At 32.8% G+C, this 15,796-nt stretch carries 13 protein-coding genes; 10 read left to right on the top strand and 3 right to left on the bottom strand.

What is annotated here, in order from left to right:
* Positions 1 to 64 precede the first annotated feature (64 nt).
* From BC748_RS12405 to BC748_RS12450, 10 genes are all read left to right on the top strand, one after another.
* Positions 65 to 553 carry a DinB family protein gene (locus BC748_RS12405; protein ID WP_133533820.1) on the top strand — a complete coding sequence of 163 codons (489 nt, stop codon included), beginning with the start codon at positions 65 to 67 and terminating at the stop codon, positions 551 to 553.
* Positions 541 to 1,251, top strand: a complete 711-nt coding sequence (locus BC748_RS12410) for an NRDE family protein (RefSeq protein WP_133533821.1) — start codon at positions 541 to 543, stop codon at positions 1,249 to 1,251. The genes BC748_RS12405 and BC748_RS12410 overlap by 13 nt, the downstream gene beginning before the upstream one ends.
* A complete protein-coding gene (locus tag BC748_RS12415) occupies positions 1,251 to 2,285 on the top strand; it encodes an ATP-grasp domain-containing protein (protein WP_133533822.1) in 1,035 nt (344 codons plus the stop codon). Before BC748_RS12410 ends, BC748_RS12415 begins: the two co-directional genes overlap by 1 nt.
* 106 nt (positions 2,286 to 2,391) lie before the next feature.
* Positions 2,392 to 3,030, top strand: coding sequence for a hypothetical protein (locus BC748_RS12420; RefSeq protein WP_133533823.1), 639 nt, complete (start codon positions 2,392 to 2,394; stop codon positions 3,028 to 3,030).
* 72 nt (positions 3,031 to 3,102) lie between these two features.
* The gene (locus BC748_RS12425) at positions 3,103 to 3,786 is read left to right on the top strand and encodes an SDR family NAD(P)-dependent oxidoreductase (RefSeq protein WP_133533824.1); all 684 of its coding nucleotides are present in this window, start codon (positions 3,103 to 3,105) and stop codon (positions 3,784 to 3,786) included.
* Positions 3,787 to 3,825: 39 nt separating this feature from the next.
* Complete coding sequence (locus BC748_RS12430) at positions 3,826 to 4,047, top strand: hypothetical protein (protein ID WP_133533825.1); 222 nt, start codon at positions 3,826 to 3,828, stop codon at positions 4,045 to 4,047.
* Between the two features lie 3 nt (positions 4,048 to 4,050).
* Positions 4,051 to 4,653, top strand: a complete 603-nt coding sequence (locus BC748_RS12435) for a SprT-like domain-containing protein (RefSeq protein ID WP_133533826.1) — start codon at positions 4,051 to 4,053, stop codon at positions 4,651 to 4,653.
* A gap of 102 nt (positions 4,654 to 4,755) precedes the next feature.
* A complete protein-coding gene (locus tag BC748_RS12440; protein WP_133533827.1) occupies positions 4,756 to 5,817 on the top strand; it encodes a mannose-1-phosphate guanylyltransferase in 1,062 nt (353 codons plus the stop codon).
* 111 nt (positions 5,818 to 5,928) lie between these two features.
* Positions 5,929 to 9,738 carry a T9SS type B sorting domain-containing protein gene (locus BC748_RS12445; protein WP_133533828.1) on the top strand — a complete coding sequence of 1,270 codons (3,810 nt, stop codon included), beginning with the start codon at positions 5,929 to 5,931 and terminating at the stop codon, positions 9,736 to 9,738.
* A 191-nt stretch (positions 9,739 to 9,929) separates the two neighbouring features.
* Positions 9,930 to 13,334: a T9SS type B sorting domain-containing protein gene (locus tag BC748_RS12450; RefSeq protein ID WP_162846468.1), complete on the top strand. Its 3,405-nt coding sequence runs from the start codon at positions 9,930 to 9,932 to the stop codon at positions 13,332 to 13,334.
* A gap of 3 nt (positions 13,335 to 13,337) precedes the next feature.
* On the opposite strand, the gene BC748_RS12455 is transcribed toward BC748_RS12450, so the two are convergent.
* The 3 genes from BC748_RS12455 to BC748_RS12465 all read right to left on the bottom strand — a co-directional run bounded on the left by BC748_RS12455 (position 13,338) and on the right by BC748_RS12465 (position 15,786).
* Positions 13,338 to 14,102, bottom strand: a complete 765-nt coding sequence (locus tag BC748_RS12455) for an ABC transporter ATP-binding protein (RefSeq protein WP_133533830.1) — start codon at positions 14,100 to 14,102, stop codon at positions 13,338 to 13,340.
* The gene (locus BC748_RS12460; RefSeq protein WP_133533831.1) at positions 14,099 to 14,848 is read right to left on the bottom strand and encodes an MlaE family ABC transporter permease; all 750 of its coding nucleotides are present in this window, start codon (positions 14,846 to 14,848) and stop codon (positions 14,099 to 14,101) included. Before BC748_RS12460 ends, BC748_RS12455 begins: the two co-directional genes overlap by 4 nt.
* An 89-nt stretch (positions 14,849 to 14,937) precedes the next feature.
* The gene (locus tag BC748_RS12465; protein ID WP_133533832.1) at positions 14,938 to 15,786 is read right to left on the bottom strand and encodes a glycosyltransferase family 2 protein; all 849 of its coding nucleotides are present in this window, start codon (positions 15,784 to 15,786) and stop codon (positions 14,938 to 14,940) included.
* Positions 15,787 to 15,796: the final 10 nt, after the last annotated feature.

Raw genomic sequence — 15,796 nt, forward strand, 5'->3', positions numbered from 1 at the left:
TATAACCCAAAAACTAGTGCAGTCTTTAAATCGTAAATAACACCACTAAACAATTTATTTCCATATGTTGATTGCCTCTATAACCAAAACATTAAACGAACTTTTAGATTTATTGTCGCAAATTTCAGATACTGATTATTCTTGTCCTTGTCATCAATTAAGCAATGCAACCATTGGAGAACATACAAGACATAGTATTGAAATGTTTCAATGTCTTGAAAGTCAATATGAAAATGGAATAGTGAATTACGATATTCGAAAAAGAGATCATCTTATTCAAACCAATACGGATTTTGCTCAAAAATGTATTTTGCAAATTCTAAATCAAATTGAAAAACCAAACAAGTCGCTTCAATTGCAACAAATTGTCGATGGTGAAGAATTATTAATCGATACCAACTATAATCGCGAATTGTTGTATAATTTAGAGCATTGTATTCATCATCAAGCCTTGATAAAAGTGGCTGTTATTCAATCAGAAACAATTAAAATTGATGAAAATTTTGGCGTTGCACGTTCTACAATCGAATACAGAAAACAATGTGCACAGTAAGTTTTGTTTCTTCTAATGGCAAAACTATCATTACGTCCAATCGTGATGAAAAGGTACTCAGACCATCAGCCATTGAGCCCAAAAATTATCAAATTAATACTAAGAATGTTTTTTTTCCAAAAGATCCAAAAGCCGGCGGAACTTGGTTTGCTGTAGATGAAAATTCCAATGTTTTAGTATTACTCAACGGTGCCGAAGAAAAACATATTCTCAAAGAAAAATACAACCGAAGTAGAGGTTTGATTGTTCTCGAATTGATAGGTGAAACTTCGCCTTTAAAAATGTGGCAAACTATTGATTTAGATAATGTTGAACCCTTTACATTAGTGCTTTTTGAAGACCAAAAGTTATACCAATTGCGCTGGAATGAAATCGAAAAAACTACTCTAGCATTAGATGTCACTAAAAATCATATTTGGTCATCATCAACGTTGTATTCGGCAGCAATTAGAGAAAAAAGAGCCAATTGGTTCAATACTTTCCTGGACACGAAACCAGAAGTAAACGAAGCGGAACTATTTAATTTTCATCGCTATACCGAAGAAGAAAATACAGAACATGGTTTAGTTATCAATCGGAATGATGCGCTCAAAACACTTAGCATAACGCAAGCAGTAGTTGAAAAGAACAAAGTTCAAATGACGCATTATGATTTGATGAAAAATGATTCGTTTAACCATGCTTTTATCATTATTTAATGAAGTTGTTTTTCCACAAATTGTTCCATTGGGAATATTGGCCTTTTCAAATTGTTTACATTCCGATTTATTTTCTTTGGGCGTTTTATGCGATAAAAGCACGAACGATTTTCTTCTTCAATGCCAGTAATCCAACCATGTCAAACGGAGGATTTATCATGGATAGTAAGAAAGAAATTTATGGTTTAATTCCGCAGAAATTCTATCCCAAAACAGATTACATTAAAGAAAATTTACCTTTTGAGGAAGTCGAAAATATACTAAAAAAAGCCGCAATCAATTTTCCTTTTATAACTAAACCGGATATTGGTTTACGTGGTTCGGCAGTAAAAAAAATTGAGAATATTGAAGACCTAAAAAACTACCACATTAAAGCAAATTTTGATTATTTACTCCAAGAATTAATTCCTTTTCCAAATGAAGTTGGTATTTTCTATGTTCGTTTTCCAAATGAATTGAGCGGAAAAATTACAGGAATTGTTGCCAAAGAATTTTTAATCGTTGAAGGCGATGGAAATGCAACCACTTTAGATTTAATTCTAAAAAATCCTAGATATGAACTGCAATTAAACGCATTAAAAAAGGAATATGGTAATCAACTAAACGAAATTTTACCAAATGGTGAAAAACGCAATTTAGTTCCTTATGGCAATCATGCTCGCGGTGCTAAATTTTTAGATTACAGCCATTTGATTTCTGAAAAATTAACCAAAGTTATTGATGAAATGTGTTTACAAATGAATGAATTCTATTTTGGCCGCATGGATTTAATGTACAATTCTTGGGAAGAACTTGAAGAAGGTAAAAACTTTCTGCTCGTAGAAGTGAACGGCGCAGCAAGCGAACCAACCCACATTTATGATCCAAAGCACTCCATTTTTTTTGCATGGAAAGAACTATCCAGACACATTTCATATATGTACAAAATTAGTGTTCAAAATCACCAACGTGGTTTTCCGTATCTTACTCATAAAGAAGGAATGAAACAATATCGTTTGCATTTAGAACAGTGTAAAAAAATAGTTGATTTTTAATTTGCAACGCATTTTTATGTCATTCCGACGAAGGAGGAATCTCATAATTTGATTTTTTTTGATGTGATTTCTCCTTCGTCGAAATGACAAGTTAGTTTAAAAAAGTGTGATAAAAATAAAAAACATATTCATTGGATTTTTAGTCAGTTTTATTGGTTCAATTCCATTGGGCTATTTGAATGTTGTTGGATATGATGTTTTTAAAAAATTTGGTTTAAATGAAACAGTATTCTATTTGTTGGGAGTAATATCGATTGAGTTTTTTGTAATTTATTTTACTTTGTTATTTGCAAATCAGTTAATTGCAAATCAAAAACTGCTAAAATTTATCGAAGGATTTTCAGTCGTTTTTATGTTTGTTTTGGCTTATATTTTTTATTCAAGCGCTTCTTCAGAAACGATAAATCCATCTGTTTTAGAACGATATGTAAACTATTCTCCGTTTGTAGTTGGGTTGATTTTGAGTTGTTTAAATTTTATTCAAGTTCCGTTTTGGACGAGTTGGAATTTGTATTTATTGAATGGAAATTATATCGAAATTTCTAAAAGCAGAAAATATTTTTACGTTTTTGGAACTGTTATCGGGACATTTTCCGGAATGTTAGTTTTGATTTTATCTTTAGATTACGTTACCCACCAAAACGATTTTTTGGCAAAATATTTAATGAAAGTAATCATTCCTTTAGTGTTTATAATTTTGGGATTAGTACAAGGATTTAAGTTTTATAAAAAGTATTATAAGTAGTTTTCATTTCTTATTTTTACAAAAAAAAGATTTTGAAATCGTAGATTCACGAACACAAAAAAACAATTTAAAATTTTGAGTAAAAACATCATCATAACAGGAACTTCACGCGGAATAGGATATGAACTGGCTTTACAATTTGCCAATGCAGGACATCAAGTTCTTGCTATTTCGAGAAAAACACCTCAAACATTAATCGATAATCAAAATATTACTTGTATTGCTGTTGATTTAGGTAATGAAAACGAGTTGGTTGAAGTTGAAAAATTACTTTCGAGCTCTTGGAAGAAAGTAGATATAATCATTCACAATGCAGGAAGTTTAATTAGTAAACCTTTTGCTGAATTATCGCAATCTGATTTTGAGAATGTGTATAAAGTAAATGTTTTTGGTGTTGCCAATTTGACCAGAATTGCATTGCCATATCTTCAAAAAGGAAGTCATGTAGTAACGATTAGTTCCATGGGAGGAATTCAAGGCAGCATGAAATTTCCGGGATTGGCAGCCTATAGTTCGAGCAAAGGCGCAGTAATTACACTATCGGAATTATTAGCTGAAGAATATAAAGAACAAGGCATTGCGTTTAATGTTTTAGCACTTGGCGCTGTGAATACTGAAATGCTGCAAGAAGCTTTTCCTGGCTATGAAGCACCAATTTCGGCAACAGAAATGGCCGATTATATTTTTAACTTTGCTTTGACAGGAAATAAATATCATAACGGAAAGATTATACAAGTTTCAAGTTCAACACCTTAAAAATATAGTGTCGTTAGGATAGGAAAACAAAATCTGACGATGAAAGTAGATAGTAAGACGATAGAAGTAGAAAGTCTGACTGTGGAAGTAAGCAATCAAACGATGGAAGTGAACATTCAGGCAATGGAAGTTGGAAGTCGGACGATGGAAGTAGATTGTCAGACGGTAGAAGTAAGCCTTCAGACGATGGAAGTAGAATGTCAGACGATGGTTTTTAATAAACACACTATATTTGTAAGATTTAAGATAATAAATCAGTAAGATTTGAGCGAAGTTTTATCAAAATATTTACCGGAACATGCTGTTGCTAGTTGTTTTGAATTAATCAAAACCAATAATGTGCATTTGAAAATTGTCAACGAACGACAAACGCGTCATGGCGATTATAGAAAAGGATTTTCGGGGAAACACGAAATTACGGTAAATGCCAATTTAAATAAATACCGCTTTTTGATTACGTTGGTTCATGAAATTGCTCATTTGGTCGCTTTTGAAAAATATGGACGATTTATTAAACCTCACGGCGTGGAGTGGAAAATGACTTTTCAACGACTGATGGTTCCGTTTATTCGACCTGAGATTTTTCCGCATTCAGTGTTGCCTTTGGTTGCCAATCATTTTAGAAATCCTGCGGCAAGTAGCGACACTGATGCTCGATTGGCATTCGCTCTAAAGCAATTTGACGAACGAAAACCCGATGTTCATTTTGTGCATGAAGTGCCGAGTGGTAGTTTATTTCGAATAAAAAATGGAAGGGTTTTTCAAAAAAAAGGACTTCGAGTAAAACGCTATGAATGCCTTGAAGTAAAAACGGGACAATTATTTTTGTTTAATGCTAATGCTGAGGTAGAAATAATACCGGGGTAAAAAATATTATTTACTACTATTATTTTATCAAAATCTTATAGTATTAGATATATTTGTAACTACAACAAAAAAATAAGAGATTGCTTTTTTCTCGCAACAATTATGAATAAAAATTATTACGCAATATTGATGGCTGGTGGCGTTGGTTCGCGATTTTGGCCCGTTTCTACAACAGAATTTCCAAAACAATTTCACGATATGTTGGGTTCTGGTGAAACCTTAATCCAAAAAACATTTAGTCGATTAGCCAAACTAATTCCGGCGGAGAATATTTTGATTTTGACTAATGAACGCTATAATGATTTGGTTTTAGAACAACTGCCAATGGTTAAACCGGAGCAAGTTTTGTTAGAACCAGCCATGCGAAATACAGCACCTTGTATTTTGTATGCTTCATTAAAAATTCAAAAGCAAAATCCTGATGCGGTTATGGTTGTAGCACCAAGCGATCATTGGATTGAAGATGAAACGGCTTTTGCCGATAATTTGCAAGAGTGTTTTGATTTTTGTCAAAAAGAAAATGCTTTGATGACACTTGGTATTCAACCGACTTTTCCGAATACTGGTTTTGGATATATTGAATTTGATAAAACGGACGAAAACAGTATAAAAAAAGTAAATCAGTTTAGGGAAAAACCCGATTATGAAACAGCGAAATCATTTTTAGAACAAGGCAATTTTCTTTGGAATGGTGGCATTTTTATCTGGAGTGTAAAATCAGTTACAGAAGCTTTTTCGACCTTTCAACCGCAAATGAATGCTTTGTTTCAACAAGGTTTTGAAAGCTATAATACTGAAAATGAAAAGCAGTTTATTAATGAAAATTATGCTTCGGCAGAAAATATTTCGATTGATTATGCTATAATGGAAAAAGCCACTAATGTGTATGTTTTACCAGCTACTTTCGACTGGAATGATCTTGGAACTTGGGGACAACTTCACGAAAAAATTGATAAGGACGAGAATAATAACGGTGTTATCAATGCGAAAGTTATTCTAGAAAATGCTACAAACAATATTGTTCGTTCTGATGCTAATAAAATCATAGTTATTGATGGATTGCATGATTACATTATCGTTGACAAAGAAGGTATTTTGATGATTTACCCAAAAAGTAAAGAGCAAGATATTAAACGAATTACTGGATTAGCGAACGAGTTGTAATTTTTTTAAAATACTGTTTAGAACTTAAATAATAATTGAAAAAGGGGTTTTAATCATTGGGATGATATATTTCAAACAATAATAGATATATTTGTTTATCAAACCTTTACTATGAGAAAATTATCCTTTATAATTTTTATTTTATTATTTGTTGGACAATCCTCTTATAGTCAATTAGCGGATTTTGTATTGACCGTTACTAAAACTGATGAAACGTGCACAGGAAACGGCTCATTAACTTTTAATGTTCAAAATACAACTCCAAATGCAACGCTATTATATTCGGTATATTTATTACCCAATGTGACGACTCCTATATCGGTTTTGACCGAAAATGTTTTTACGGGTTTAAGTGCTGGAAATTATAGGGTAGTCGCATTACAATCACTTGGAAATCTTAGTAATTCGCAACAGAAAGATATTCAAATTAATAGTCAAATTACACCATTAATTTATCAAGTTTCAGGAATTCCTGCTACATGTTTTACGGAATCGTCTATTACAGTCAGTGTATCTCAAGGAAGTCCTGCTAGTTATGAAATAATTTCAGGACCAGTTATTGTTCCACCTCAAAGTTCGAATGTTTTTACAAACTTGCCTGCAGGAAGTTATAATATTAGAGTTAACGATTCGTGTGGCGATGCAGTTGTACAAACCTTCACATTATTATCAGTGCCATTGGTTGCTAATTTTACTATTTCACCATTTGAAACAGTATGTAGTTTGGTAAATTGTACAACCATTTCGGGCACTTATATAATCCAGTCAACTGCCAATTCCACACTGATTTATCCGTTAAGTATAGTGTTTACTGTTTTCCCTCCAAACGGCGGAACACCTATAATTTTTAATCAAACCATTTCCTCTGGTGACGCCACAGCTCAAGTCGTCAATTTAGATATTCCTTTTTATCATGGACAGCTGTATAATTATTCAATAAAAGTCAGCAATGGTTGCGGATTGGAAGTACAAACTAATTCTATTCAAATAAACAAAAGTATTGGGCTTGAGCTAGATCAACAAGAAGTTACTAGTTGTTCAAATGGTCTTAATCTAGGTTTGTGCAATTTTGTTCCACCTTTTACGGTTGAATTTTTATCAACTCCTTCTGGTTTTAATCCACTTATTTTTAACTCTGCGCATCCTGGACCATTTACAAATTCTGTTTCCTATTTACCTACGTTAGAAAATAGATTACCAAATGGAAATTATGTTGTTAAAGTTACAGACTCGTGCGGAAATGAAACTCAAAATAATATTACGATTAGAAGTAAACTTCCAGATTATAAACTTTTTTTCACAGGCGATCCATGTAATCCTGATGACAATATACAGATACCAAATGTTGGTCCAGAAGTAACTTCTGTAATAATAACAAATGCACCGTCCGAATTAAATTTTTCATTTCCTTATGATGTTTCATCGATGATTTCTGGTGGCTATTTTGTAATGCCATTAACGCAACCTGGAACGTATACATTTACTGGAATCAATATTTGTGGAGATACATTTAACTTTGAAGTAATTGTTCCGCCATTTGAACCACCAACTGTCATAGCAGAAGCTACAGCAACTCTTGGTTGTTTAAATCCATCGGGTAAAATTACATTAAAGATTTTAGGTGGTCCAGTTATTGTTTCTGTTATTTTAGAACAAGCACCAGTTGAATATGGAACTGTTTTACCGCAAGATATTTCTGAAATAATAGAAGTTCCAAATACAATACTTCAGTTTGGAACTACACTTCCTGCTGGAGATTATACTTTTAGAGTTACTGATAGTTGTGGAAATGTATATATTGTATCTGTTACTGTTCCAGTAATTATTTCTGAACTCCCATTGGTGGTTCGCTTTTTACGAGGATGTGAAACGGGAAATAGCTCAATATTATTAATAAGCCGAAATGGTGGTTTGAACTCAGTAATAATTACAGCTGCTCCTTCTGGATTTATTCCTACTTTACCACATGATGTTTCGTTTAATATCATTACATCCAATAGAAATTTTTGTATGAATTCATTACCGCCAGGTAATTATACTTTTAAAACAATCGATGTTTGCGGTTTTGAATTAATATCAAATATTGTTATTCCAGATTATATTGTTCAACAAGATAATATTACAATTCAAGCCAATTGCGGTTCATTTAATGTAGTAATGCAATATGTAGTAAACGAAAATTCATTGCATAATTATTGGCTGCAGAAATTCAATTCGGATACTAATCAATGGGAACATCCATTAACAGGACAAGATTATGTTGAAGGTTCAATACCAAACAGTACAAATTCCTATCCATTGGTGAATTTAACAACAAATTACAACATAGTTTCTACTGGCGTTTTTAGAATAGTTAAGAGACATTCAATTTATTCAAACGGATTACTTCCATTGACAAATTGTATACAAGTTATAAAGAATTTTGAGTTCAATAATGATTTGAAAATTCTTTCTGCTACCACTTTTCCGTGTGCAAACGGTGTTAATGAAGTTGTAATAGAAGCAGAAGGATTTCCACCATTAAGCTATTCAATAACTTCAAAAAATGGTTCTCCTTTTATTGTTAATAATGGGAATTCCAATATTTTTTCAGGGTTAGAAGCTGCTATCTATAATTTTCAGGTAAAAGATTTGTGCGGAAATATTGTAAATAGATTATTTGACATCAACTCTCTTCCTGAGCCAACAATTACACCTTCAGATTTGTGTGATGGACAAGTTGGTCAACTATCGGTTCAAGCCATTTCATTTTTAAGTTATCAATGGTGGAGAGGAAGTGATACAGCAACTATTTTGAGTACAACCAATGTATTGCCATTCAATCCGTTTTCAAGTGTTACAACACCAGGAACTTATTCTGTTAGAATATATTCAACAACATCATTATCATGTGTAGATAAAATTATTTCATACACAATCCCATCAGTGATTAATCCCAATGCTGGAAATGATGTGACTAAAACACTATGTGATTTAACTGAAGCCATAGATTTATTTTCAATTTTAGAAGCACCTTTTGACAATAATGGTGTTTGGGAAGAAATTACTTCCAGTGGAATGTTGAACGGAAGTATATGGTTGCCATTAGATTTGGAATTTGGAACTTATATTTTTAAATATACAGTAACTGGATTTTGTAGTGAAACCGATAGTGCGACGGTTACAATAATTTTCAATGAAGGACCAACAACGCCAATACTTGGAAGTAATCAAGAAATTTGTAATGGAGAAACGATAGCTATTAATTTAAATGATATACCAAACGCAACATTCAATTGGACTGGACCAAATGATTTTTCATCGAGTAGTCAAAATGTTTTAATTGAAAACAGTACAATCGAAAATGTTGGAACTTATACAGTAACTGCCATGTTAAATGGATGTATGAAAACAGCATCAATTGATATTGGTTTTAAATCCACTCCTAATGTAGTAATTGAAGAAAAATGTGTCAACGGTTTCTATACTTTAAAGGCAGTTGCAGTAGATGGTTCATTTGATCCAGAGTTGGTCAATTACAGTTGGACTGGACCAAATAGTTTTTCAAGTAATGAAAATCCAATTACTATTAGCAACAATGCAATAGGGATGTATTCCGTGACTGTAACCAATCAAGAAAACTGTTCTAAAGGTAGTTCCTTCAATGTTTTAAGTACATCATGTACGATACCAAATGTTATCACTCCAAATGATGATGGAAGTAATGAGTCGTTTGATTTGTCAGGTTTTGATGTTCTAAAACTTGAAATTTATAACAGATGGGGTCGATTAGTTTATGAACAAAATGATTATATAGCTCAATGGCGCGGTCAAAACATGAATGGTGGAAGGCTGCCTGATTCTACTTATTTTTATTTGGTTTTTTTAAGAAGTGGTGAAATAAAAAACGGTTGGGTTTTTTTGGCATCCAATCGTGGTTAATATGCTAAACAATTATATGATTTTTTCAAAAATTAGTATCTTTTAGCCTAAAGAAAGTAATGATATAAAACTATTTATATGATTAATGAATGGGTTATGATAAAATAACTATTTTTACTTTCTATAGTTATTAATAAAGATTCAAAGTGGGCAAAATCAAACTCTCAATACTTTTCGTGTTTTTTTCACAAATGGTGTTTTGTCAATTGTCAAACTTTGGTTTAACTGTAATTTCTTCCAATGAAACGTGTACGGCAAATGGTACGATAACAATTTCAGTAAATAATACAACTGTTGGTGCTACAATGTTGTATTCGATATACAAACTTCCTGATATAACTACGCCAATTTCTGTTCAGTCTGCTACTACTTTAGGCGGTTTGACATCTGGAACGTATAGAGTTGTTGCTACACAATCATTAGGAAATGAAAATGCAAGTAAGCAACAAGATGTTATAATTACAAATCAAATTTCCCCGCTAAGCTATACACTTGATAGTAAAAATGAACTCTGTGGAAACGATGGAGAAATTATTGTAAGCACCGTAACAGGCATTGCACAGCAATACGAAATAATTTCAGGACCAGTTACTCGACCACTACAAACCTCAAATATTTTCACAGGTTTGACAGCTGGCTTATATCAAATTAGAGTGATTAGTAACTGTAACGAAGGTGTTGTACAATCCTATACTTTATTTAGTGATGATCCAACGTTAAGCTGCAATTTAAATCCTCCATCGTTGTCATCTTGTACGATGGTTTCGGTTGGGTTTAGTTTTTCTACAGTAGCGAGTGATGGTGTTGTAGCTTATCCTTTAGCAGTTACTACTACCGTTTTTCCTCCAACTGGTTCTCCAATAGTTTCTAATTCAACAATTACTTTTGGTTCAGGATTTAGTACTTCAATTCCTTATTATAACGGTCAATCCTATAATTACTCTTTTTCTATAACCGATGCTTGTGGAGAAAACTATGTTTTAAATGGAAGTGTACAAACGCTTTCCACTTCAGTTAGTTATACTGTTCTAACCCAAAATTGCACTCAAAAAAGTATTAAATTTTCTGATGTAGTAGCATTAACCTTAACAGCTGCGCCAAGTACATATCCAAATTCACTTCCTCAAAATTTTACTTCACAAATAATTAATAATCAAGTTACGATTAATAATCTTGGAGCTGGAACTTATGTTTTTAATGCAACAAATTTATGTGGAGTTGCTCAAGTGATTTCTATTGTAATTGAAATTTCAGAAGGAAATGATCCTTACCATATTTTGTTTAATAGAACCTGTTCATCAAGCTCACTTCTCATTTTTGACATTTCGCAATTGATATTGACTTCTTCTCCAACTGCTTATAATGTGACTTTGCCTCAGGATTATACTAATTTAATTAATAATGCTAATTATGCCGCATTTGTGAACCTGCCAGTTGGAGTTTATGTTTTTTCAGTGATAGATCTCTGCGGTCAACCAAAGATAATGACAATAACTATTGAACCATTAGCTGTTCCACCAACAGTAACTGTTCTAGAAGGTTGTAATGACAATGTTGGCTCATTTAAAGTGAGTGGTTTGATGCAAAGTATTAATTTAATTTCAGCACCAAGTTCATTTGCAACTTCATTTCCAGTTGATTATACGTCAAGCTTAATTTCTGGAAACTCCGCTTTAGTTTTGGATATGTTACCGCCAGGAAGTTATACCTTTGAAATTACTGATTCATGCAACATAATGTATACCAAAACGGCTGTTGTTTTGGGGTATACAGACAATACAATTCTTGATGTTCAGGCAAATTGTGGTTCATTCAATCTTAATTTAAATCACACTAGTAGTAATAACAATGATGTGAAATTTTGGTTGCAAAAATATAATCCGAATACAAATTCTTGGGAACATCCTTTCAATGGGAATCAATATCTCGAAGGAGTTGTACCTATTGAAAACAATTCTTTTTTAATTCAAAATAATGCTTCCACTTTTAATCTAGCTACACTTGGAGATTTTAGAATTGTGAAATCCTATAAATGTTACATCGAAAACAGTCTTGCACTTGCCAATTGTATTCGAGTTATTGAGGAGTTTGAGTTCAAAGGCGTTCCACAAATCATTGATATATATTCTATTTCGTGTGGAGCAACTTTTGAAGTTATTGTTGATGCTGTTGGATTAAATCCACTTGTTTATAGAATTAAAACAAAAAACAATTTACCTTTTTTGATAGAAAATGGTAGTTCGTATTTATTTTCAAACCTAGAACCAGCCATTTATAATTTTGAAGTGGAAGATGGTTGTAATAATACAGTGAATAGATTTTTTGAAGTTCTAAATCCAAATCCGTTAGAAATCACCACAAATTCAACGCTTTGCAATGGAGAAAATGTTACACTGATTGCGCCTAATTTCGATTTTCTAGAATACGAATGGTGGAAAAACAATAACACAACAACTATTTTAAGCACGAGTAATTCATTAGTTTTTCCAAATTTTAATTCCAATGTAAATAATGGAACCTATTCCGTTAGAATAATTTATGATGGTAATCCGAATTCTTGTTTGAACCAAGTGCTGACTTATACCATAGATGTAAATACAAATGAACCTAATGCAGGTCAAGGCGGAAGTTTTAGTTATTGTGGCACACAAAATACGGTTGATTTAAATACATTACTGCAAGGAACTTTTGATACTGATGGCGTTTGGACAGAAACCTCAAACAGCGGAACATTATCAGGAAATTTCTGGAATTCAAGCAATGTTGCTTTTGGTTCGTATAGTTTTACCTATCGCGTTGATGGAGATTGTGGTGTGTTTGATGAAGCCACAGTCAATATCACCATAAAGGAAATTCCAAATGCACCAATCGCTAGTTCCAATACCATTATTTGTGAAACAAAAGAGCTGGATTTATTTGCAACGACTATTCCAAATGTTACTTATAATTGGGTTGGACCAAATGACTTTTCTTCATCAGTTCAAAATCCAACAATTGAAAATATATCGAGTGTAAACAACGGAATTTATACTGTAAATGTGGTTTTAAACGAATGTCCATCCGAAACAGCTTCGATAGAGATTTTCGTAAATGAATTACCAGAATTTGAATTATTTCAAAATTGTGTTAACAATGAATATGTTCTGAGTTATGAGATATCAAATAACGATGCAGCCGTTGAAACTGATTATGATTTTTCATGGTTTGGACCAAATAATTTTTCAAGCACAGAAAATCAAGTGACGATTACAAGAGGCGAAACTGGAATATATAATTTAACCATTACTGATTTGATTGGTTGTTCGGCTACTAAAGAAATTAACGTAATTAGAACGATTTGTGAAATCCCAAATGTGATTACGCCAAACAATGATGGTTCTAACGATAGCTTTGATTTAACAGGTTTTGGTGTGAAAAAAATCGAAATCTACAATCGTTGGGGAAGATTGGTTTACGACAAAGAAAACTATTCTAACGAATGGTACGGACAAAATAACAACGGCGAGTTGCTGCCTGATTCTACCTATTATTATTTAATTCAAATAGAAAATGAAGCTTCAACTAAAGTAGGTTGGATTTATGTAACTAAAGGATAGAAACTATTCCTCTTTATTTTGCGCTTTTCTAATTTTTTTGAAAAGATTTGACGAATATACAAAGTCAACAATCGCTTCGTTATCGGTTTTGAAAATGTCTTTTTTAGTTCCTTCCCAAGCAAGAATTCCTTGTTTTAAGAAAACAATTTTCTCGCCAATTTCCATTACCGAGTTCATATCGTGTGTATTAATTACCGTTGTGATGTTGTATTCTTGCGTAATTTCTTGAATTAAATTATCAATTACAATCGCCGTTTTTGGATCTAAACCTGAGTTGGGTTCGTCACAAAAAAGATACTTCGGATTGTTCACAATGGCTCTTGCGATAGCAACACGTTTTTGCATTCCGCCTGATATTTCAGAAGGTTTCTTATGATTTGCATCAATTAGTTTTACTCTTTCAATAACAATATCAACACGTTCTTTGATTTCGGCTGGTGTTTTTGTAGTAAACATTTTTAGAGGGAAACCAACATTTTCTTCTACGGTCATGCTGTCAAATAATGCGCTTCCTTGAAAAACCATTCCAATTTCGGTGCGCAATTCTCTTCGTTCATCATCTGTTAAATCAGAATAAATTCTGCCATCAAATGCAATTGTACCACTATCGGGCATGTGAATTCCAAGTAAACTTTTCAGCAAAACGGTTTTTCCCGAACCACTTTGACCAATAATTAAATTAGTTTTTCCGGTTTCAAATGTTGTTGTGATTCCTTTCAATACTTTTGAATCACCAAATGATTTTTCTACGTTTTTTACTTCTATCATTTTGCCAAAAGTAATTGAGTTAAAATATAATTTGTCAAAATAATCACTACCGACGTCCAAACGAAAGCAACGGTACTGGCTTTTCCAACTTCCAATGCGCCACCTTTCATATAATAACCATGAAATGATGGAATGGTTGCCAATATCATAGCAAAAACAATGGTTTTTATAAACGCATACGCAATATGAAACGGAATAAACTCCGTTTGAAGTCCTTGTATAAATTCTACACTAGAAGAAAATCCGCCATAAACTCCAGCGATCCAACCGCCAAAAATGCCCAGAAACATAGCAATTCCAATAACGAAAGGATAGAGTAGTAGGGCAATAATTTTTGGAAAAACCAAATAGTTCAACGAATTTACACCCATAACTTCTAAGGCATCAATTTGTTCCGTTACGCGCATCGTTCCAATACTTGACGTAATAAACGACCCCATTTTTCCGGCCATAATAACCGAAATAAAGGTTGGCGCAAACTCTAAAATCACCGATTGTCGAGTGGCAAAACCAATTAGATATTTTGGAATTAACGGATTGGTTAAGTTCAACGCTGTTTGAATGGAAACAACACCACCAACGAAAAACGAAATGAAAGCCACAATTCCTAATGAATCAATAACTAAATCGTCAATTTCCTTGAAAATCAATCCCTTCATTACCGACCATTTGGTAGGTTTATTGAAGACTTCTTTTAGCATCAAGAAATATTTTCCAATTTGTGATAAATAACGAATGAGCATCATTTTTATAAGTGTTCAGTTTTCAGTCCCGAGTATTCGGGATAGTAAGCAGTAAAAATACTATAATTTTATTTGATAGGTTAATTTTAAGTTTAAAATAACTTCTCTTTTATCTTTTTCCAGCGATAGTTTCGAATGAATTTGGCTTGTTCACGTGTAACTAAAAGTTCTTTTTTGGCTGATTTTGCCTTCCAAAAGCCTTTGATATAATCCATGAAAAGTAATGGTTTTCCTTTGCGCATTGCCAATTTTAGCGAAGCAATTGCCGTGATAAAAAAACCATAACCCAAACTGTAGAAAGCTTCGCCTTGCTTGTATCGTGCCGCTTTGTTATAACTTGCGCCAGTTGGTTTTAGGTGTTTTACGTGCAAACTTTCATCGGTTACCACTTTCCAATTGTAGAATTTACAAAGCAATTCGTCTACTGTATCCCAACCCATTGCAGGCTTTAATCCGCCAATTTCTTTGAAAGTCTCTTTTCGGTATGCTTTCAATGCACCACGAATGTGATCTTTATCGGTTAGATTTTCCAAAACCCAATCGCCGTTTTTCTCAATATAACAAAATCCGCCAACCATTCCAATTCGTTCATCCGATTGAAAATGTTTAATTATGGTTTCGAAATAATTAGATGGAAAAATCAAATCGGCATCAATTTTTACCATAATATCATAATGATCATCCAAGGTTTCTAAACCTTTTTGAAATGCTTGAATAACTTTACTTCCTGGTAGATGAATTGCTTCCGAAGTTTTATTAACTAAAGAAATAAACGGATAGTTATCACAAAACGATTGAATAATTTCTTCAGTCTTATCGGTTGAACCATCATTAACCACCACAACTTTTGAAGGCAAAACGGTTTGTTCCACTATTGACTGTAAGGTCAGTGCAATAAATTTTTCTTCGTTGTAGGTTGGAATGATGATATAATATTTCATTTTCTAAATA

The organism is Flavobacterium dankookense (genome assembly GCF_004362665.1).
Classification (GTDB): domain Bacteria; phylum Bacteroidota; class Bacteroidia; order Flavobacteriales; family Flavobacteriaceae; genus Flavobacterium; species Flavobacterium dankookense.